Source organism: Mycobacterium sp. TY815, from assembly GCF_030755135.1.
Taxonomy (GTDB): Bacteria; Actinomycetota; Actinomycetes; order Mycobacteriales; family Mycobacteriaceae; genus Mycobacterium.
The window spans coordinates 1,630,164-1,653,034 of the sequence record NZ_JAUFRX010000001.1; the positions used below are offsets into that span (position 1 = coordinate 1,630,164).

8 protein-coding genes are annotated in these 22,871 nt (G+C 67.1%); 5 read left to right on the top strand and 3 right to left on the bottom strand.

Translation table 11 applies throughout. The features are described from left to right. Positions 1–30: 30 nt before the first annotated feature. From pks2 (QXK92_RS06690) to QXK92_RS06705, 4 genes are all read left to right on the top strand, one after another. Positions 31–6,318, top strand: coding sequence for a sulfolipid-1 biosynthesis phthioceranic/hydroxyphthioceranic acid synthase (gene pks2, locus QXK92_RS06690; RefSeq protein WP_306240885.1), 6,288 nt, complete (start codon positions 31–33; stop codon positions 6,316–6,318). Between the two features lie 136 nt (positions 6,319–6,454). After that, complete coding sequence (locus tag QXK92_RS06695) at positions 6,455–7,819, top strand: condensation domain-containing protein (RefSeq protein ID WP_306240886.1); 1,365 nt, start codon at positions 6,455–6,457, stop codon at positions 7,817–7,819. A 909-nt stretch (positions 7,820–8,728) separates the two neighbouring features. Then, positions 8,729–15,031 (top strand): sulfolipid-1 biosynthesis phthioceranic/hydroxyphthioceranic acid synthase, encoded by a 6,303-nt coding sequence (gene pks2, locus QXK92_RS06700; RefSeq protein WP_371934497.1) that lies wholly within the window; start codon positions 8,729–8,731, stop codon positions 15,029–15,031. Next, positions 15,028–16,272: a glycosyltransferase gene (locus tag QXK92_RS06705; protein ID WP_306240888.1), complete on the top strand. Its 1,245-nt coding sequence runs from the start codon at positions 15,028–15,030 to the stop codon at positions 16,270–16,272. Before pks2 (QXK92_RS06700) ends, QXK92_RS06705 begins: the two co-directional genes overlap by 4 nt. Here QXK92_RS06705 and QXK92_RS06710 read toward each other — a convergent pair. Genes QXK92_RS06710 through QXK92_RS06720 form a run of 3 tightly spaced genes read right to left on the bottom strand, consistent with a single transcriptional unit; the run spans position 16,269 to position 19,220 of the window. Further along, positions 16,269–17,039: a glycosyltransferase family 2 protein gene (locus tag QXK92_RS06710; RefSeq protein WP_306240889.1), complete on the bottom strand. Its 771-nt coding sequence runs from the start codon at positions 17,037–17,039 to the stop codon at positions 16,269–16,271. The genes QXK92_RS06705 and QXK92_RS06710 overlap by 4 nt on opposite strands. Positions 17,040–17,089: 50 nt before the next feature. After that, positions 17,090–18,337 carry a glycosyltransferase gene (locus tag QXK92_RS06715; RefSeq protein WP_306240890.1) on the bottom strand — a complete coding sequence of 416 codons (1,248 nt, stop codon included), beginning with the start codon at positions 18,335–18,337 and terminating at the stop codon, positions 17,090–17,092. Between the two features lie 25 nt (positions 18,338–18,362). After that, positions 18,363–19,220, bottom strand: a complete 858-nt coding sequence (locus QXK92_RS06720) for a phthiotriol/phenolphthiotriol dimycocerosates methyltransferase (protein ID WP_306240891.1) — start codon at positions 19,218–19,220, stop codon at positions 18,363–18,365. Positions 19,221–19,451: 231 nt separating this feature from the next. Between QXK92_RS06720 and QXK92_RS06725 the strand changes: the two genes are divergently transcribed. Continuing rightward, positions 19,452–22,862, top strand: coding sequence for an RND family transporter (locus QXK92_RS06725; RefSeq protein ID WP_306244239.1), 3,411 nt, complete (start codon positions 19,452–19,454; stop codon positions 22,860–22,862). The last annotated feature ends 9 nt before the right edge of the window (positions 22,863–22,871 follow it).

The window sequence follows — 22,871 nt, forward strand, 5'->3', positions numbered from 1 at the left end:
AAGCGCGGGCTAAGGAGATGACGTACCACCGTGGATAAGACACGCGTACCGGTTGCGGTCATTGGTCTGGCGTGCCGGTTGCCGGGGGGCATCAATTCACCTGAACAGCTCTGGCAGGCGCTGCTGCGGGGCGAGGATTTCGTCACCGAGGTGCCGCTCGACCGCTGGGATATCGACGAGTACTACGACCCCGAGCCTGGCGTGCCCGGTCGCTCCCACTGCAAGTGGGGCGCCTTCGTGGACAATATCGGCGACTTCGACCCCGAGTTCTTCGCTATCGCGGAGAAAGAAGCAGTGGCGATGGACCCCCAGCACCGCATGCTGCTGGAAACGTCCTGGGAAGCCATGGAACATGCCGGCCTGACTCCGGCGCAGCTGGCCAACACTCAAACCGGGGTGTTCATCGGCCTCAACCACGGCGACTACCAGTTCGTGCAGGCCGAGACCGGCACCCTGGAAGGCCCGTACGGCAACACCGGCACCAACTCCTGCATGGCGTCCGGCCGGGTGTCCTATGCCCTGAGCCTGCGCGGCCCGTCGGTCACCGTGGACACCGCGTGCTCCTCCGGTCTGTTCGCCGCGCATCTGGCGTTCCGCAGCATCAATGACGGCGAGAGCGACCTCGCCTTTGCCGGTGGTGTCTACGCGATGCTCGAGCCGCGCCGCTTCGCGTCGGGTTCGGCCAACGGCATGCTGTCGCGCAGCGGCCGCTGCCACGCGTTCGACGTCGAGGCCGACGGGTTCGTCTCCGGCGAGGGCGCGGCCGTGCTGCTGCTCAAGCGCCTCGACCACGCCCAGCGCGACGGCGACCGGATTCTGGCCGTGCTGCGTGGCACCGCGGCCAACCAGGACGGTCACACCGTCAACATCGTGACTCCCTCGGTGGAGGCCCAGGAGGCCGTGTACCGCACCGCACTGGACGCCGCCGACGTAGACCCCGGCACCGTCGGCATGGTCGAGGCGCACGGGACCGGAACGCCGGTCGGCGACCCCGTCGAGTTCGAGAGCCTGGCCGCCGTCTACGGCAACGACGGCCCGTGCGCGCTCGGGTCGGTGAAGACCAACTTCGGGCACACTCAGTCGACCGCCGGTGCGCTGGGGCTCATGAAGGCGGTGCTGGCCGTTCAGCACGGCGTGGTGCCGCAGAACCTGCACTTCAACACGATGCCCGAAAAGATTGCCGCGATCGAGAGCAATCTTTTTGTGCCGCAAGAAGTTACGCCATGGCCCAAGGACGACCAGGCCGTTCCCCGGCGGGCGGCGGTGTCGTCCTACGGCATGTCGGGTACCAACGTCCACGCCATCCTGGAGCAAGCGCCGGCGGAAGCGCCCCGGGCCGGGGACGCGGGCGCCACCGGGCTGGCAGGCACCTTGATCTTCCCGGTATCGGCCAGCTCCGAGGAAGCGCTGCGCACGACCGCCGGCCAGCTCGCGGACTGGGTCGAAGCGCAGGGCCCGGACCTTCAGATCTCCGACCTGGCCTACACGCTGGCCCGTCGGCGTAGTCACCGGCCGATGCGCACCTCGGTGCTGGCCGCGTCCTCCGCCGAGCTGCGAGACGCCCTGCGTGCGGTGGCCGACGGCGAAACGCCGTACCCGCCCGCGGTCGGCCAGGACAAGCTGGGGCCCGTCTGGGTGTTCTCCGGGCAGGGTTCGCAGTGGGCCGGGATGGGCAAGGACCTGCTGGCCAACGAGCCGGTGTTCGCGGCCACCATCGCCGAGATCGAGCCGCTGATCGCCGCGGAGTCCGGTTTCTCGGTCACCGAGGCACTGACCGCACCCGAGAAGGTCACCGGCATCGACCGCGTCCAGCCCACCATCTTCGCCATGCAGGTGGCCCTGGCCGCCACCATGAAGGACTACGGCGTCACCCCCGGCGCGGTGATCGGGCACTCCCTCGGGGAGTCCGCAGCCTCCGTCGTCGCCGGCGCGCTGTCGCTGGAAGACGGCGTCAAGGTGATCTGCCGGCGCTCCAAGCTGATGACCCGCATCGCCGGAGCCGGCGCCATGGCATCGGTCGAACTGCCCGCCCAACAGGTGCTGTCGGAACTGATGGCGCGCGGTGTCAACGACGCCGTGGTCGCCGTCGTCGCCTCGCCGCAGTCCACCGTGATCGGCGGGGCCACCCACACGGTGCGCGAGCTGGTCGCCGCCTGGGAAGAGCGCGACGTGATGGCCCGCGAAGTGGCCGTCGATGTGGCCTCCCACTCCCCCCAGGTCGACCCCATCCTTGACGACCTGACCGAGGCACTCGAAGACATCACCGCACTGGAACCGCAGGTTCCCTACTACTCCGCCACGTCGTTCGACCCCCGTGAAGAGCCGTACTGCGACGCCTACTACTGGGCCGACAACCTGCGCCACACCGTACGTTTCGCCGCCGCGGTGCAGGCCGCCCTCGAAGATGGCTACCGGGTCTTCACCGAGCTGTCCCCGCACCCGCTGCTCACCCACGCCGTCGACCAGACCGCCCGCAGCCTGGACATGTCGGCTGCCGCACTGGCCGCCATGCGCCGCGAGCAACCGCTGCCGCACGGCCTGCGCGGCCTGGTGGGCGACCTGTACGCAGCGGGTGCCGCCGTGGACTTCGCGGAGCTTTACCCGGCCGGGCGCCTGGTCGATGCGACGCTGCCGGCGTGGGCCCACCGGCGTCTGATGCTGCTGGAAAGCACCGACCGCCTCGCGCACACCCATGCCGTCGCCGTGCATCCGCTGCTGGGGGCGCATGTACGCCTGCCCGAGGAGCCGGAGCGCCACGTCTGGCAGAGCGACATCGGCACCGAGGCCCTGCCCTGGCTCGCCGACCACCAGATCCACGGTGCCGCCGCGCTTCCCGGCGCCGCGTACTGCGAGATGGCGCTGACCGCGGCCCGCACCGTGCTGGGCGACGCGGCCGAGGTGCGTGACGTCACCTTCGAGCAGCTGCTGCTGCTGGACGAAGAAACCTACGTCGGCGCCACCGCCACGGTCGAGGCACCCGGAACGGTTCCGTTCACGGTGGAGACCACCCAGGGCGGGGAACGCACCCGGCGGGCGTCGGCCGTCCTGCACGCCCTGAGCGACGAAGAGGCTGCCGATCAGCCGGCTCCACGCGACATCGCTGCCCTTCTGGCCAGCCACCAGAGCGCCGTCGAGGGCGATGACCTCCGGCTCGAAGCCGACCTGCGCGGCATCCAGTTCGGGCCCGCCTTCTGCGGCCTGGCCACCGCCTACACCGCCGAAACCGACGACACCGTGCTGGCCGAGGTCGCACTGCCCGGATCCATCCGGTCACAGCAGGGCGGTTACGGCATCCATCCGGCCCTGCTGGACGCGTGCTTCCAGTCCGTCGCGGCGCACCCCAGCGCCCGCACCGCCGGTAATGGCGGCCTACTGCTGCCGTTGGGCGTCAGCCGGATTCGCTCGTACGGCTCCGCGCGCAACGCTCACTACTGCCTCACCACGGTGACCCCCGACGGCACCGGGGTGCTCGCCGACATCGACGTCCTCGACGAGCAGGGCACCGTGCTCCTGGCGGTGCGCGGCCTGCAGATGGGCACCGGCGTATCCCAGAGCGATGAGCGCGATCGCCTGCTGAGTGAGCGGCTGCTGGCCATCGAATGGCAGCAACGCGAGCTGCCCGAGAAGACCGTCACGGAGCCCGGCAACTGGCTGCTGATCAGCACCTCCGAAGCCACCGACATGATGGCCACCCAGTTGACCGACGCCCTGAAGATGCACGACGCACAGAGCACCACGATGTCCTGGCCGCTGCACGGCGACCACGACGCCGCTGCCGAGCGGCTGCGCACGCAATTCGAATCCGCCAGCTTCTCCGGTTTGGTGGTGCTCACCGAACGGCAGAGCGGCACCGATGCGGATTCGATCGTCCGCGGCCAGGAGTACGTCAAGCTTGCGGTGCGCATCGCCCGCGAACTTCCCGAACTGGTAGGCCAAGCGCCGCGGCTGTACGTGGTGACGCGCAACGCCCAGACGGTGCTGGCCGACGACTGCCCGAATCTCGAACAGGGCGGACTGCGTGGCCTGCTGCGGGTGATCGGTGCCGAACACCCCCACCTGAAGGTCAGCTACGTCGATTTGCCAAACGAGCTTGGCGACCAGAGCACCGAGAACGTGGCGCGCCAGTTGCTGCTGGCCACCGAAGAAGACGAGACCGCCTGGCGCGATGGCCAGTGGTACACCGCGCGGCTGTACCCGACGCCGCTGCGACCGGAGGAACGCCGCAACACCGTCGTCGACCACCGGGAAGAGGGCATGCGGCTGCAGGTCCGTGTTCCCGGTGACCTACAGACGATGGAGTTCACCGCGTTCGACCGGGTGCCACCGGGCCCGAACGAGATCGAGGTTGCGGTCAACGCCGCCAGCATCAACTTCGCCGACGTGCTGGCGGCCTACGGCCGCTGCCCGACCTTCGACGGCAAGCAGCCGCCACTCGGCCTCGATTTCGCCGGTGTGGTGACCGCGATCGGCTCCGACGTCACCGACCACAAGGTGGGTGACCACGTGGGCGGCCTGTCTCCGGACGGCTGCTGGTCGACTTTCGTCACGTGTGACGCAGGCCTGGCCGCCACGTTGCCCGAAGGGCTGACCGATGCCCAGGCTGCCGCTGTGACGACGGCCTCGGCCACCGCCTGGTACGGCCTGCAGGATCTGGCCCGGATCCGTTCCGGCGACAAGGTGCTCATTCACTCCGGCACGGGCGGTGTTGGCCAGGCGGCAATCGCGATCGCGCGCGCCGCCGGCGCCGAGATCTTCGCCACCGCCGGTAGCGAGAAGCGCCGGCAGATTCTGCGAGACATGGGTATCGAGCACGTCTACGACTCCCGCAGCACCGACTTCGCCGAGCAGATCCGGCGCGACACCGACGGCTACGGCGTCGACATCGTGCTCAACTCCGTGACCGGGGCCGCCCAGCTGGCCGGGATAAGGCTGCTGGCCATGGGCGGGCGGTTCGTCGAGATCGGCAAGCTGGACATCTATCAGGACACGAAGGTCGGCCTCTTCCCGTTCCGGCAGAACCTCGCGTTCTTCGGCGTCGACCTGGCGCTGATGTCGCGCACGCATCCCGCCCAGGTCCGCGGACTGCTGCAGCAGGTCTACCAGCAGACCGCCGACGGCGTGCTGCCGCTGCCCGAGGCCACCCACTACCCGTTGGCCGAGGCCGCCACCGCGGTACGGATCATGGGCGCGGCCGAGCACACCGGCAAGCTGATCCTCGACGTCCCGCACGCCGGCCGGAGCAGCGTCGTGCTTCCTCCGGAGCACGCGCAGGTGTTCCGCGGCGACGCCTCCTACATCATCACCGGTGGCCTCGGCGGCCTTGGACTGTTCCTGGCAGAGAAGATGGCCGGCGCCGGCGCGGGCCGGATAGTGCTCAGCTCCCGCTCACAGCCCAGCCAGAAGGCGCTGGAAACCATCGAGTTGATCCGCTCCATCGGCGCCGACGTCGTCGTGGAATGCGGCGACATCGCCGAACCCGGCACCGCGCAGCGGCTGGTGTCCGCCGCCACCGCTACCGGCCTGCCGCTGCGCGGTGTGCTGCACGGAGCCGCCGTGGTCGAGGACGCCACCCTGCCCAACATCACCGAGGAACTCATCGAGCGCGACTGGGCACCCAAGGTGCGTGGCGCGTGGCATCTGCACGAAGCGACCCAGGGCTGTGACCTTGACTGGTTCTGCTCCTTCTCCTCGGCGGCAGCGCTGGCCGGCTCTCCCGGTCAGGGCGCCTACGCGGCAGCCAACAGCTGGCTGGACGCCTTCACCCTGTGGCGGCGTGCTCAGGGACTCCCGGCCACCTCGGTCGCGTGGGGAGCCTGGGGCGAGATCGGCCGCGCCACCTCGTTCGCCGAGGCGGCGGGCGACGCGATCCAGCCCGAGGAGGGGGCCTACGCGTTCGAGGCGCTGCTGCGGCACAACCGCGCCTACACCGGCTACGCCCCTGTCATCGGGTCGGCGTGGCTCACCGCCTTTGCCCAGCGCACTCCGTTCGCCGAGGCATTCAAGTCCGCCGGAAAGGGTCGGTCAGGCACCAGCAAGTTCCTGGCCGAGCTCGCCGAGCTGGACCGTGAGGAATGGCCGGCCCGGCTGCGCCGGATGATCTCCGAACAAGTCGGCCTGATTCTGCGTCGATCGGTCGACGTCGACCGTCCGATTTCCGAGTTCGGTATGGACTCGCTGGGCAACCTGGAACTGCGCACCCATATCGAGTCTGAGGTCAAGATCCGCGTCACGACTACCGACATCACCACCGTTCGGGGCTTGGCAGATCACCTTTACGAGCAATTGACATCAAAAGGCGACGCAGCAACACCTGTATGAGGTAGAAAAGACCAAGCGCCGCTGCTTGGCAGCCGGCAGAAATCGAGGAGGAAGCGTGATCATAGGCGGGGGATCAGCAGACGTCACTCTCGGCGTAGGAATCGTCTACGACTGGGAGCCTGGCCCTGGTTCGGTCGTGACGTGGCAGCCGACACCGGCCTCACGCGCGAAAGCTGCAAAAGCGCCTGTCGTTGACGTGCCGCCCAGTTCGATGCAGGCCGGCCATTTGCGCGGCTATGTGGAATTCGGCGAGCGCGGACTCGACTATTCGCGTTTGGTAATGGGCTCGTGGGAAATTCCGGGCAAGTGCGATATCCGGACTATGACGCACGTCATCAACGCGCACGTGCGCCGGCACGAAACGTACCGCAGCTGGTTCGAATACAACGGTCCGAAGGACATTGTTCGGCACAAGATTCAAAACCCGCGCGACATCCAGCTCGCTCCGGTTCAGCACGGTGAAATGACGCAGCCGGAATGGCGTGAGCTGGTCGTCTCCACTCCGCCTCCGCTGGAATGGGACTGCTTCCGCTTCGGTCTGATTCAGCACGAGAACCACTGCTCGTTGTTCGCCATTGTCGACCACCTGCATTGCGACCCGGCCGTGGTCTCGTCGCTGTACGTCGAGATTCTGACCAACTACCGCGCGCTGCTTGAGGGCAAACCGCCGCTGGTCATGCCGGAACCGGGCAGCCACGACAACTTCTGCATTCGTGAAGCGAAGATCTCGGCCGAGGCGACGCTGGACACCCCCGAGGTCCGCAAATGGATCGACTTCGCCGAGAGCAACGGCGGTGGCCTGCCGGAATTCCCGTTGCCGCTGGGTGAGCAGTCACACGCCTGCGGTGGCGACATCATGATTGAGAAGCTGATGACTCCGCAGCAAACGGCCAAGTTCGAGGCCACCTGCATGGCGGCGAATGCTCGCTTCAGCGGCGGGCTGTTCGGCTGCGTGGCGCTGGCGCACTACGAGCTGACCGGCCAGGAAACCTACAGCGGCATGACTCCGGTCGACAAACGGAATTCGCCCGAGGAATACCTCTCGATGGGCTGGTTCACCGGCGCGGTGCCTTTCACCGTTGCCGTCGACCCGAATTCCTTCGCGGAAACCGCTCGCTCCACCCAGGCGTCATTCGACGACAACATGGACATGGCGAACGTGCCTTACGAGCGGGTTCTGGAATTGGCCCCCTGGCTCAAGCGGAATTCGTCGCAGTTCTTCATGACGAATTACATGGACGCCGGCCTGCCGCCCCTTTCCGCCGTAGTTGCCACCGCACTGAAGGGTGCGAATGCAACGGCTTACAACGACGGCCGGAACCCCGCTTATCTGTACTTCTCGGTGATCCGGCTTTTCGACGAGGTTTCCATCATGGTGAACTTCCCGAACAACCCGGTGGCCCGCGAATCGGTGAGCCGCTACCTTGAGGTTCTGAAGTCCGTATTCGCCCGCGCCTGCGAGGGTCAGTACGCAAAGGCAGCTGTCCAGCTGGCGCAATAGCCCTTTGTTTTACGGCCCCGTCAATCGGAACTCATCCGAATGGCGGGGCCGTAAAACGAAAAAGGGCCGGACACGGCCCGTATTCAAGCACCAAAAATCGAATTGGAACGCGCGAGAATAGAATGGTCGCGCGCTGAGCGATAACCGTCAGCAACATCGAGCGATAGCAACGCTCCAGCTACGAAGCTGCGGTGCTGAGAACCGAAGTCTATGACGCCGCTGCGCGGCTCGTGGGCGGTTTCGCAAAATCCGGCCAACTTTGCCGGTGGCGGGCGCCCAGCCGCGGGCGCATCCCGAACCGTCGCGCGGGCAGGTAAACCGCCCGGTAGCTACGTTTGCCGAACCGGCCGTTTCGGTCGTTCCTCCTTACGAACGGGTCCGCCGGCCCCGGGCGCACCGCTGCCAGACCCCACCCGGAGCGCTCGGTCCGTTCGTCACGGCGATCGTCGGCGCAGCACGCGAAGCACAGGATCCCGCAACCGCGAAAGGTCCCGCCGGCGAACCGCGAAAAAAGCCTCTACCAGCAACGTTCGCCCAGGACGCGGATGTGCGACCTGGTCTCTGATCCCTGGCGACCACGCATTCAGCCGGTTGATTGCCACTCGATTGCGGGCCCGGCCACCGCGCACGGTGCCGACCTGGCGACGAGGTGAAGATACGCACAATTCTTGTACGTCTGCACGATTTTTCCACATCCACCGAGCAAAGCGGATACGCTGCTGATCACCTCATGAATGTGAGTTGGCTTCGGCGCGGGGGCAGAGCTTGTTCGGGGCTTGATGGACGGGCTCGCTCACTCGCGCAGCGCAGCGGCGCCCCCCGAAACGAATCGAGATTCGAGCTGACCGCCGGGAAAAGCTGCACCGAGGCCTGGGTTGGACGCGCGGGTATGCACGCGGGTATGGAGAGGTGAACGACGTGGACAGGACGGGTGTCACTCCGGTTGCCGTCATCGGTATGGCGTGCAGACTGCCGGGAGGCATCGACTCCCCGGAACGGCTGTGGGAAGCGTTGCTCCGCGGCGAAGACTTCGTCACCGAGGTTCCTTCCCACCGCTGGGACGTCGAGGAGTTCTACGACCCCGAGCCGGGTGTGCCGGGCCGTACGGTCTGCAAGTGGGGCGCCTTCCTGGACGACGTCGCCGACTTCGACCCGGAGTTCTTCGGCATCACCGAGCGCGAAGCCACCGAGATGGACCCGCAGCACCGTCTGCTGCTGCAGACGTCGTGGGAGGCCATGGAGCACGCCGGCCTCACCCGTGACGCGCTGACCGCCGTCCAGACCGGCGTTTTCGTCGGTCTGATGCACGACGACTACCTGTTCATGCACGCCGATGCCGACACCCTGAGCGGCCCCTACGGATACATGGGCAACAGCTTCGCGATGGGCTCGGGCCGGGTCTCCTACGCCATGGGCCTGAGCGGCCCGGCGATGACGGTCGACACCGCGTGTTCGTCGGGTTTGTCGGCCATCCACCTGGCCTGCCAGAGCCTGGACGACGGTGAAAGCGACATCGCGCTGGCCGGCGGCGCCTCGGTGACGCTGGAGCCCCGCAAGGCGGCGTCGGGTTCTGCCATCGGGATGCTGTCCGCCACCGGCCATTGTCACGCGTTCGACGTGAAAGCAGACGGCTTCGTGTCCGGCGAGGGCGCCGTGATGCTGCTGCTCAAGCGACTCGCGGACGCCGAGCGCGACGGCGACCGGATCCTCGCGGTGATCCGCGGCACGGCCGCGAACCAGGACGGCCGCACCGTCAACATCGTCACCCCGTCGCTGCCCGCGCAGGTCGCGGCGTACCGGGCTGCGCTGGCCGCCGGCGGCGTCGACCCGGCTACCGTCGGCATGGTCGAGGCGCATGGCACCGGCACCCCGATCGGCGATCCGATCGAATACGCCAGCCTCGCCGAGGTCTACGGCACTACCGGGCCGTGCGCCCTGGCGTCGGTGAAGACCAACTTCGGGCACACCCAGTCTGCGGCCGGCGCGCTGGGCATGATGAAGGCCGTGCTGGCCGTGCAGCACGGGGTGATCCCACAGAATCTGCACTTCACCCAGCTGCCCGAGAAGTTCGCCGAGATTGAAACCAATCTCTTTGTGCCGCAAGAGAACACACCGTGGCCCCGGGGCGACGAGTCGACGCCGCGGCGGGCCGCCGTGTCGTCGTACGGCTTCTCGGGCACCAACGTGCACGCCATCATCGAACAAGCACCGCAACCACAGGCGCCCAAGACCGTCGAGCCGGACGGCGCCTCCGCGTTGCAGGGCGCGCTGATCTTCCCGATCTCGGCGAGCTCGGAAGACGGCCTGCACCAAACGGCCACCCGCCTGGCCGATTGGGTGGACGCACAGGAGGACCTGGACATCCGGGATCTGGCGTACACACTGGCCCGGCGACGTTCCCCACGCGCGGTCCGCACCACCGTCATCGCCGAAAGCCGCAGCGAGCTGACCGAGGCACTGCGCGCGGTCGCCCGGGGCGAGGTGCCCTACCCGCCGGCCACCGGGCAGGACGACAAGGGCCCGGTCTGGGTGTTCTCCGGACAGGGATCGCAGTGGGCCGAGATGGGCAAGGACCTGCTGGCCACCGAACCGGTGTTCGCGGCCAAGGTCGCCGAGATCGAGCCGCTGATCGCCGAGGAGTCCGGCTTCTCGGTCACCGAGGCGATGACCGCACCGGAGAAGGTGACCGGCATCGACCGCGTCCAGCCCACGATCTTCGCCATGCAGGTGGCGCTGGCCGCGGCGATGAAGTCCTACGGCGCCAACCCCGGCGCCGTCATCGGACACTCGCTCGGCGAGTCCGCCGCATCCGTCGTCGCCGGCGCGCTGTCGCTCGAAGACGGCGTCAGGGTGATCTGCCGGCGGTCCAAGCTGATGACCAGGATCTCCGGCGCGGGTGCCATGGCATCGGTCGAACTGCCCGCCGAGGAAGTGATCACCCAACTGGTGGCGCGCGGGGTCAGCGACGTCGTGGTCGCGGTGGTCGCCTCGCCGCAGTCCACCGTGATCGGCGGCGACACCCAGTCCGTGCGTGACCTCGTCGCCGCCTGGGAAGAGCGCGGCGTGATGGCCCGCGAAGTGGCCGTGGACGTGGCTTCGCACTCGCCGCAGGTGGACCCGATCCTCGACGAACTCTACGAAGTGCTCGCCGACATCGAACCGCTGGAGCCGGAGGTGCCCTACTACTCGGCGACCTCCTTCGACCCGCGCGAAGAACCGTACTGCGACGCCGGCTACTGGGCCGACAACCTGCGCCACACCGTGCGGTTCGCCGCGGCGGTACAGGCCGCGCTGGAGGACGACTACCGGGTGTTCACCGAGTTGTCCCCGCACCCGCTGCTGACCAATGCGGTGGACCAGACGGCGCGCAGCCTGGACAAGGCGGCCGCCGCGCTGGCGAGCATGCGCCGCGAACAGCCGCTGCCGCACGGCCTGCGCGCGCTGCTGGGCGACCTGTATGCCGCCGGCGCCGCGCTCGACTGGTCGGTGCTCTACCCCGACGGCCGGCTGCTGGATGCGCCGCTGCCCGTCTGGAGCCAGCGGTCGCTGTTCCTGGCCGGCAGCGGCCTGGACTCGGTGGCTCGCCGCAGCGCGCTGGTGCCCGCGCATCCTTTGATGGGCGTGCACGTGCGGCTGCCCGAGGAGCCGGAGCGCCACGTGTGGCAGGGCGAGGTCGGCACCGACGCACTGCCGTGGCTCAGCGATCACCAGATTCGCAACGCCGACGTGTTGCCCGGCGCCGCGTACTGCGAAATGGCGCTGGTCGCGGCCCGCACCGTGCTCGGCGACGCCGCGGAGGTACGCGAGCTGCGCTTCGAACAGACGCTGCCCCTGGACAAGCAGACCCCCGTCGGAATCACCGCCACCTTCCAGGGACCCGACGTCGTCGACTTCACGGTGGAGAGCAACCGGGAAGGGCGTTACGAGCGGCAGGCGACGGCGGTGCTGCATGCGGCCAACCCGGCGGATCAGCCGCCCGCGCTCAACCTGCCCGAGCTGCTGGCCAACCACCCGCGCCCAGTGGACGGCGACGACATCCGCAAGTGGATGGACAAGCGCGGCCACCGGCTGGGGCCCGCGTTCGCGGGCCTCGGTGGCGCGCACATCGCCGAGAACGCCGGCAACACCGTGCTGGCCGAGGTCTCGCTGCCGGGTCCGCTGCGTCCGCAGCAGGGCACCTACGGCCTGGTGCACCCGGCGTTGCTGGATGCCTGCTTCCAGGCGGTGGCCGCACACCCCAGCGTGGGCAGCGCCCTCAACGGCGGCCTGCTGCTGCCGTTGAGCATCCGCCGGCTACGCGCCTACGGTTCGGTTCGGCACGCCCGCTACTGCTACGCGACGGTGACGGCATGCGGAGCCGGCGGCGTGGAAGCCGACCTGGACATCGTCGACGAGAGCGGCACCGTCCTGATGACGGTGCGCGGCCTGCAGCTGGGCACCGGCGCTTCGCCGGACAGCGAGCGAGACCGCGTCCTGGGTGAGCGGTTGCTGACCATCGAATGGCAACCACGCGAGCTGCCCGACGTCACGGTGACCGAACCCGGCAGCTGGCTGTTAATCACCACCTCCGAGACCGCCGACCTGACGGCCACCGCACTGACCGACGCCCTGAAGGTGCACGACGCCCAGGCCACCACGCTGTTCTGGCCGTTCGCCGGCAACCATGCCGCGCATGCCGAGCAACTGCGCGCTCAACTGCAGGAAGGCGCCTTCCACGGCGTCGTGCTGATCACCGCACCGCAGCAGAACGCCGTCAACGAGTCCGGCGACCGCGGCGGGCAGTACGTCGAACACGTGGTGCGCATCGCCCGTGAGCTCCCGGACCTACTCGGATCTCCGCCGCGGCTGTACGCGTTGACGCGCAACGCGCAAACGGTGCTGGCCGAGGACCACGCCAACCTCGAGCAGGGCGGTCTGCGTGGCCTGCTGCGGGTGATCAGCTCGGAGAATCCGCAGTTGAAGGTCAGCTACATCGACCTGCCGAACGACCTTGGCGACCAGGGCGCCGAGCAGGTGGCGCGCCAGTTGTTGCAGAACACCGGCGAGGACGAGACCGCGTGGCGCAACGACGAGTGGTACACCGCCCGGATGCTGCCCACTCCCCTGCAGCCCGAGGAGCGACGCTCCACGGTCGTCGATCACGCGGACGCCGGCATGCGCCTGCAGATCCGTACGCCAGGCGATCTGGAAACGCTGGAGTTCGCCGCGTTCGACCGGGTGCCACCCGGGCCCAATGAGATCGAGGTCGCGGTGAGCGCATCCAGCGTGAACTTCGCCGACGTGCTGGCCACCTTCGGCCGCTATCAGACGTTCGACGGCCAATTGCCGGATCTGGGACTCGATTTCGGCGGCGTGGTGACCGCGGTCGGCTCCGACGTCACCGACCACAAGGTCGGCGACCGCGTGGCCGGGCTGTCCACCAACGGCTGCTGGGCCACCTTCGTCACCTGCGACGCCCGGCTGGCCGCCACCGTGCCGGACGGCATGACCGACGCCGAAGCGGCCGCGGCGACCACCGCGTACGCCACCGCCTGGTACGGCCTGACAGACCTGGCCCGGATCCGCTCCGGGGACAAGGTGTTGATCCACTCGGCCACGGGTGGCGTCGGCCAGGCGGCCATCGCCATCGCGCGCACGGTCGGAGCCCAGATCTTCGCTACGGCGGGTAGTCCGGAACGCCGGGAGAAGTTGCGCGCCATGGGAATCGAGCATGTCTACGACTCCCGCAGCAACGAGTTCGCCGAACAGATCCGCCGCGACACCAACGGCTACGGCGTAGACATCGTGCTCAACTCGCTGACCGGCGCCGCGCAACAGGCCGGGATCAAGCTGCTGGCTCTCGGTGGACGCTTCATCGAGATCGGCAAGCGCGACATCTACTCCAACACGCGGCTGGAGCTGTTCCCGTTCCGGCAGAACCTGGCGTTCTACGGTGTCGACCTGGCCCTGATGGCCGAGAGCCACCCGGCGCAGGTCCACGAGTTGCTGAGCACCGTCTACCAGCAGATCGCCGCCGGCGCGCTGCCGACGCCGGAGGTCACGCACTACCCGATGGCCGACGCCGCGACCGCGATCCGGGTGATGGGCGCGGCCGAGCACACCGGCAAGCTGGTGCTCGACGTTCCGCATGTCGGGCGCAGCAGCGTGGTGATGCCGCCCGAGCAGGCGCCGGTCTTCCGGGGCGACGGTTCCTACATCATCACCGGTGGCCTCGGCGGCCTCGGCCTGTTCCTGGCCGAAAAGATGGCCAGCGCCGGCGCCGGCCGCATCGTGCTCACCTCACGCTCCCAGCCCAACCAAAAGGCTTTGGAGACAATCGAATTGGTCCGGTCCATCGGATCCGACGTGGTGGTGGAGTGCGGCGACATCGCTGCAGCCGGTACCGCGGAAAAGCTGGTGGCCACCGCCACCGCGACGGGTCTGCCGCTGCGCGGCGTGTTGCACGCGGCCGCCGTCGTCGAGGACGCCACACTGCCCAACATCACCGAGGAACTCATCCGCCGGGACTGGGCGCCCAAGGTGCACGGCGCGTGGAACCTGCACGAGGCCACGACGGCGCAGCCACTGGACTGGTTCTGCTCGTTCTCCTCGGCGGCAGCCCTGGTGGGTTCGCCCGGCCAGGGTGCCTACGCGGCAGCCAACAGCTGGCTGGACGCCTTCACCCACTGGCGGCGGGCCCAGGGTCTGCCGGCCACTTCGATCGCGTGGGGTCCGTGGGGCGAGATCGGCCGCGCCACCTCGTTCGCCGAGGCGGCGGGCGACGCGATCCAGCCCGAGGAGGGGGCCTACGCGTTCGAGGCGCTGCTGCGGCACAACCGCGCGTACACCGGCTACGCCCCCATCATCGGATCGCCGTGGCTGAATGCGTTCGCCCAGCACAGTCCGTTCGCGGAGGCGTTCAAGGCGACCGTCAAGCACGGTGGCAACAGCAAGTTCCTCAGCGAACTGGACAAGCTTCCGCAGGAAGAGTGGCCGGCCCGGTTGCGACGCATGGTTTCCGAGCAGATCGGGCTGATCCTGCGCCGGACCATCGATGTGGACAAGATGCTCACCGAGTACGGCCTGGATTCGCTGAGCAGCCAGGAACTGCGAACCCGCATCGAGTCGGAGACGGGTGTCCGCATCACGGCGACCAACATCAACACCACGGTGCGCAGCCTGGCCGACCTGCTGTACGAGGAGCTGGCGGGGGAAGCAGTCGCGTCGGCGTGAAGTTCGTACTGGCAGTCCACGGCACCCGCGGCGATGTCGAACCCTGCGCCGCCGTCGGAATGGAGTTACAGCGGCGCGGCCATGACGTGCGAATGGCGGTGCCGCCCAACCTGATCGGGTTCGTCGAGGCGGCGGGTCTGAGCGGCGTGGCGTACGGACCGGACTCCGGGATCCAGATCAACCAGGTCGCGGCGTTCGTCCGCAACCTGACCAAGGCACAGAACCCGCTGAACCTGGCGCAGGCGGGCAAGGAGCTGTTCGTCGAAGGCTGGGCCGAGATGGGCGCGACGCTGGCCGATCTGGCCGAGGGTGCCGACCTGTTGATGACTGGCCAGACCTATCACGGCGTCGTCGCCAATGTCGCTGAATACCACGACATCCCGATGGCGGCATTGCATCACTTCCCGATGCACGTCAACGGGCAGGTCGGCATCCCGTCGCTCCCACTGCCCAGCAACGTGGTCCGTACCGTCGCCAAAGCATCATGGCGACTGTATTCGTACACCACCGGCGACGCCGATCGCACCCAGCGCCGCGAACTGGGCCTGCCGTCCACCTCGGTCCCCGCCCTGCAGCGGATCGTGAGCCGTGGTGCGCCCGAGATCCAGGCGTACGACCCGGCGCTGTTTCCGGGAATCGCGCACGAATGGAAAGTGCAGCGGCCCTTCGTCGGTGCGTTGTCGATGCGGCTGCACACCGAGCCGAACCCCGAACTGGAGGAATGGATCGCCGCGGGCACTGCCCCGATCTATTTCGGTTTCGGCAGCACCCCGGTCCAATCGCCCACCGAGACCGTCGACATGATCGCCGATGTGTGTGCCGAACTGGGCGAGCGCGCGCTGGTGTACTCCCCCGCCGCGACTGCCGCGGTACAGCCCAGTCATGTGAAATTGGTTGGGCTGGTCGACTATTCGACGGTGCTGCCGCAGTGCCGTGCGGTGGTCCACCACGGCGGGGCCGGCACCACCGCGGCCGGGTTGCGTGCCGGGATGCCCACGATGATCCTGTGGGACGTCGCCGATCAACCGATCTGGGCGGCCGCGGTGCAGCGCGTGAAAGTCGGCACGGCGAAACGTTTTGCACACGTCACCCGAAAGTCGCTGCTGCGCGGGGTGAAGACCATTCTCGAGCCAAGCTACGCCGCGCGCGCCCGCGAGATATCAACGCGGATGAGCGATCCGGCCGACGCCGTGGCCAAGGCCGCCGACCTCTTGGAAGAGGCGGTACGGGTCAGCGCTTAGCAGCTGGTGGTGCAGTTGAGCGGAAACGACTTGTACCACTTGCGCCGATGGGCAGCACCCATCTCCCGCAGGATCCCCATCGCCGCGGGCCAGCCGTGGGTGCGACTCAACCCCCGGATCATCGACGCACTCGCGCCGTACTGGTAACGCCGACCACCGAAATGGGTGTTGGCCGTCTTGCGTCCGAAGTGGTTGATGTAGGCCATTTCGGTTGTGTACAAGCCGAACCCAGCCTTGCGCGCCCGCAGCGCCAGATCGAGGTCGAGCCCCCAACCGTAGCGGCCGAAGGTGGTCAGATCCATACCGCCGACCGCATCCCAGCATTGGCGGGACATCACCAGCGCGGTTCCCTCGACAGCGGGCACGACGCGGTACAACGGTCGCGGAGTGTAGTTTTCGGCGTCCGGCTTCTCATCGGTGACCGAGTACGGGAATCCCAGATCGAACATCGGTCCCACGATTCCCACGTCGGCCGGCAGCCGCCGGTCCAGCAGGGCGTCGACGAATCCCTTAGAAATGCGGGTGTCGTTGTTCAACGTCATCGCGTGGGAGTAGCCCTCGGAGAACGCAATTCGGAAGCCGAGCTCGCTGCCGCCGGCCCAGCCCAGGTTCTCTCCGGGAGTGTTGACCCGCTCGTTGCCGATCTTGGGGTAGTCGCCACGATTGTCGACGATCAGGTACTCGGCGCCCTCCCGCTCCAAGTCGGCCACGAGTGCATGCGTGTACTCGTGCTGACCGAATACCGGCACCGTAATCAGTAGGGACACAGGCGAAGCCTACACCGACGGCCCCATGTCCGAGGCCCGTTCGGGAAGCCCTAACAGCGGCGCCGGAAGGTGTCTTCCAGCAGGTCCGCGACGGCGCAGACACTGGCGGCGGGTTTGGTCATCCGGCCCGCGAGGTCGCGGGCCCGGGATACGAATTCCGGCGCGAGAACCTTCTCCAGGTCGGACGCCAGCGAATCCGCGGTGCTGCTTGAGAAGCGCCTGCCCCAGCCGACTTTCAACTGTTTGATCTGAGCCGACCAGATCGGTTGATCGGAGGTGACCCACAGAACCAGGGTCGGAACTCCGGCGCGCAATCCCGCGGCAGTGGTCCCGGCGCCACCATGGTGAACGACGGCACGGCAGGTGGGAAAGACCGCGGCGTGGCTGACCGCACTCACCACCTTGACGTGGTCGGGCAACCGCATCCCCGCGGCGTCGTCGCGGGGGCCCGAACAGATCAACGCCCGCTCCCCCAGCCGCGCGCACGCCGCACTGATCATCGCGACCCGGTCGGCCAGTGAGCCGACCGGCATACTGCCGAATCCGAAGTAGATGGGCGGTGTGCCCGCCGCGATCCACGACGCGACTTCGTCGTCCACTTCGGTGGGCCGCTCCATGGTCAGGGCGCCGACGAACGGTCGCCGCTCATCCCACTCGGCCACCAGGCCGGGGAAGCAGAGTTCGTCATACGCCTGGATCTCCAGCACCCCGCGTTCGGCCATCCGCTGCGGCGCCGGACTCGACGCGTCCGGCAGGCCCAAGTCTCGACGCTGGGCATTCTCGACGCCCTTGGTCATGCGCCAGTACAGCTGGTCGAGCGTCTTCATCGTGGCGCGCACCACCGGGGCGGGAAACCGCGCCGGGAACGCGACCTGGCCGTTGGGCCGCATCGGGAAGAAATGCAGCGCGGCCAGCGGAATGTCATGGCGCTCAGCGACATTGGCGACGACTTCCTGATAGATCTGGCCGGTCAACAAGACGTCGGCGCCCTCGGCCAGCGGGGCCAGCGTCGTAGCCAGCTCCGCCCAGCCCCGGGTGACCGGCGCCATCGCTTCGCGCGCCAGCTTCACCGGGTTCTGAAACCGCCACCCGTTATGCAGAAACTGCTCGTCCAACTCCTGCTGCGAGTCGCGCCGCCCGTATGCGGCGGCCGCCAGACCGGCCGACTCGACGAAGCCGATCAAGTTCGGCGGGACCGCCAGCAGCACGTCATGGCCGCGACGCTGCAATTCGAGCCCCACCGCGGCGCACGGCTCGATATCGCCGCGGGTGCCGTAGCTGGCGACGACGGCCTTCATCGTCGAAGCATTTCTGAAGTGACCGTCAATCCTTCACGAAGTGGTAGATGCGGTAGGTGAAGCCGCCGTCCTTGCGCAGGTCGCGGTCCATCAGGTTGGCGGCATAGCGGGTCACTGCCCCGACGAATGCCGGCGCCCGGCTGCCGACCTGTTCCTGCGTCCGCCGGGTGATGGCAGCAAGGCCGCGCTTGGCCTCCGCCTCGATGTCGCGTTCGGAGACCTTGCGCAGTGGGGCGGCCGCCAAGACCGCTTCCCATCCGGCGATATGGGGAATCCGGCGCGAGTCGGTGTACAGGAAGTGGCCGCCCGGACGGAGCACCCGCACCACCTCTTCGAGGAACTTCGGGAAGTCGGGGTACTGGTGCGAGGCCTCGACATTGAGCAGCACGTCAAACGATCCGTCGGGGAACGGCAGGTTCATCGCATCGCCCTGGACGAAGTCCAGCCCGGGCAGCTTGTGCCGCTTCTGGCACAGCTCGATGCTGGCCGGATTGAGGTCGAGACCGGTGTACGACGCCGGGCCCAGGGTGCGCACGATGTAGGACGCTCCGCCGCCGGCGCCACAGCTGACTTCCAGCACCTTCTTGCCGGTGAGATCGATCTGGCTGGCGGTCTGGTGGTAGAGCTGGATGCCGTACCGGTTCTGCTCGTCGGCGTCTGACAGGGGCAGACCCAGCGGCGGATCTTCCTCGTAGCCGAAGTTGAAGAACACCACGTCATTGCCCACCTGGCGGGTGCCTAGCGGCAGAAAGTACTTCGTGGTGAGCTTCGCGACGATCGGGTTGGATTGCAGGCGGTATCTGAGAGCCACCGGGAGAGTGTCGCATGACTCCCGCGCGCGGCGGGCCGAAAGCGGCAACCTCGATGACCCCCGGATCAGCACATCCGTCCAACTTTACGCATGTCAAGCAACCGTTCGAGCCCGCTGAATTGAGGCCGGAAACTTCGCGAATCCTCGGCGTCGCGGCCGATCGCAAAGCTCTGATCAGGAGTTTTGTCCGGAAGGGTGTCGACACCCGAGCGTTGGAGCCGCGCAGTCTCCGAAACTCCGGAATCTTCCGTTCCCCCACCTGACCAGCGCTCCTGCCTGTACGGTGATTACGTGGCGCGGCAGGTGAAATCGCACGACGAGGCCAAGGTCGGGGGGATCTTCGACCGCGTAGGCGACTTCGTCGTCAAGCAACCATGGCTGGTGATCGGTTCCTGGATCGCGGTGGCCGTGGTGCTCGTCCTGAGTTTCCCGCCTCTGCAGGTTCAGGCCGCCAAGCACGAACCGAAGCAGCTTCCCGATAATGCGCCGACCATGATCGCCCAGCACGAGATGGCCAAGGCATTCAGCGGCGGTGCCAGCGTCGGCGGCAAGGGCGGCTCACTGCTGCTGGTCATCCTGACCGACGAAAAGGGTCTCAGTGCCGCCGACGAGGACACGTATCACAAACTGATCGACAACCTGCACGCCGATACGGCAGACAAGATGCAGGTGCAGGATTTCCTGGGCACGCCGAAAGCGCGTGAGGTCTTCGAAAGCAAGGATAAGAAGGCCTGGAACCTTCCTATTCAACTTCCGGGTGACGCCACCTCCCCCGAAAGCCAGGCGGCGCTGCGCAACATCACCGCGATCGCCAAGAAGACCGTCGCGGGAACCTCGCTCAACGCCTACATGAGCGGACCGGTCGCGACCGTCGCCGACGTGCAGAAGATCGGCGAAGAGGACGTCCAGATCATCGAGACCGGCACCATCATCAGCGTGCTGGTCATCCTGATCATCGTCTACCGAAATCTGGTCACGATGATGATGCCGCTGGCCACCATCGGTGTGTCCATCGTCGGTGCGCAGGGCCTGTTGTCCGCACTGGCCGAGATGGGCTTTGTGGTCAACATGCAGAGCATCGTGTTCATGAGCGCCGTCATGATCGGTGCCGGGACCGACTATGCCGTCTTCTTGATAAGCCGATATCACGACTTCGTCAGACACGGCGAAACATCGGACGTCGCCGTCAAAAAGGCGTTGATGTCGATCGGCAAGGTGATCGCCGCCTCGGCGGCCACGGTCGCGGTTACCTTCCTCGCGATGATCTTCACCAAGCTGGAAGTGTTCTCGGCCGTCGGCCCGGCGATCTCGATCTCGATCGTGGTGACGCTGATCGCCGCGACCACCTTCCTGCCGGCCGTCCTGGTGATCGTCGGACGACGGGGCTGGATCAAGCCGCGTCGCGATATGACCACTCGGTTCTGGCGCATCTCGGGATCGCGCATTGTGCGGCGTCCCGTGATTCACCTGGTCGGCAGCCTGGTCATCCTGCTCGCCCTGGCCGGCAGCACCAGCCTGATCAGGTTCAACTACGACGACCTCAAGACCGTCCCGCAGGACATGGACAGCGTCCGGGGGTTCAACGCCCTCAACCGGCACTTCCCGATGAACTCGATGAGTCCGATGGTGCTGTTCGTCCAGTCCAAGAACGACCTGCGGACCCCGGCAGCGCTGGCCGACCTGGAGATGATGTCCCGCCGGATCGCCGACCTACCGGACATCGTGATGGTGCGTGGCCTGACCCGGCCCAACGGCGAACCGCTGAAAGAGACCAAGGTGTCCTTCCAGGCCGGTGAGGTCGGCAGCAAGCTCAACGAGGCGTCCTCGGCCATCTCCGAACACGGCGGTGAGCTGGACCATCTGGTCGGGGGCTCCCGGCAATTGGCCGACGCGCTGGCCCAGATCAGGAGCCAGGTCAACGAAGCTGTCGCCAGCTCGGCCGGCCTGGTCAGCATGCTGCAGAACATGCTGCAGCTGATGGGTGGCGACAAGACCATCCAGCAGCTCGACCAAGCGTCCGGCGCTGTCAGCCGCATGCGGGCGCTCGGCAACAATCTGAGCGGGACCGTCAGCGATGCCCAGACCACGGCGGTGTGGGCCGCCCCCATGGTGACGGCCCTCAACGAAAGTCCGTCCTGCAACGCAGACCCCGCGTGTGTGCGATCGCGCGGACAGCTGGCGGCCATCGTCGAGTCCGGCAACAACGGCCTGCTTCGCTCGATTCAAGCGTTTGCCGTCACGCTGCAGCAGACCGATCAGTACCAGACGTTGGCGCAGACGGTCGGCAAGCTGGATGACCAACTGAAACAGATCGTCAACACCATGAAGATGGTGAAGGGCCTGCCCAATACCCTCTCGCAACTGCAGCAGGGTGCCGGCGCCCTCGCCGACGGCAGTGGCGCCGTCGCGGACGGCGTCCAGGCTCTGGTCGACCAGGTGAAAAAGATGGGCGGCGGTCTGAACGAGGCCTCCGACTTCCTGTTGGGAATGCGGCGCGACGCCGAACGTCCGAACATGGCCGGGTTCAACATTCCGCCGCAGATCCTGACCCGTGACGACTTCAAGCAGGGCGCCCAGGCGTTCCTGTCGCCCGACGGGCACGCCGCGCAGTACCTGGTGCAGAGCGGGCTGAACGGGTTCACCGTCGAGGGCATGAACCAGATCAGAAAGATCGTGGAGGTCGCCAACTCCGCGTTGCCGAACACCGAGCTCTCGGACGCCAAGATCGCCCTGATCGGCATGCCGACCGTGATGGCAGATACCCGCGATTACTACAACAGCGACATCCGGTTCATCGTCATCGCGACCATCATCATCGTGTTCCTGATTCTGGTGGCGCTGCTGCGTGCCGTCGTGGCGCCTTTGTATCTGATTGCGTCCGTTCTGGTTTCGTACCTCTCGGCGCTGGGTCTGGGCGTCATCGTCTTCCAGCTGATCTTGGGCCAGGACCTGCACTGGAGCCTGCCCGGTCTGTCGTTCATCCTCTTGGTTGCCGTCGGCGCCGACTACAACATGCTGCTCATCTCCCGAATACGTGATGAGTCGCCGCACGGGGTGCGGGTCGGCGTCATCCGTACCGTAGGCTCCACCGGTGGGGTGATTACCTCGGCGGGTCTGATCTTTGCCGCGTCCATGTTCGGTTTGTTGGCCGCCAGTGTGACCACGATGGCTCAGGCCGGCTTCACCATCGGTATCGGCATCGTGATCGACACCTTCCTGGTGCGCACCATCACCGTTCCCGCGCTGGCCGCGATGATCGGCCAGAAGAACTGGTGGCCGTCAAAGATGGGCCAGAGCAACAAGTTCCGCAAGAAGAGCAAGTGGGAGCAGCAGGCCGAGGTGTGGGTCGACCGCACCAAGCGGTTTGTCACGGGCAAAGCCCCGGCCCCACCGCCGCCCAAACCCCGCGTGGTACGGCCACCGAAACCGAAACCGGTGGGCAGCACCATCGACCTGCTGCCGGCGCATTCGCTCCCGTTGTTCGGCCTGAGCACGGTGCCCGACTACGATCTGTCGAAGTGCGCATCGCAGACCAAGCGCAAGCGCAAGGCGAAAAATATGCGCTTGGGCAAGCAACAGGCCGACCAGCTCCTCACTCATTCGTTGCCCCTATTCGGGCTCGCCGAAATGCCGGGTTATCAAGAGCTGCAACGGGAATTGAACGGCGACAGCCCGGTGGTCCAGCCCAAGCCGGACACGCCGGTCATTACCTGACTCCGTCTG

What these genes read in the sequence shown, in the direction of transcription:
- QXK92_RS06715 (WP_306240890.1), bottom strand. Translation starts at nt 18,337, where the DNA reads ATGAAGGCCGTCGTCGCCAGCTACGGCACCCGCGGCGATATCGAGCCG.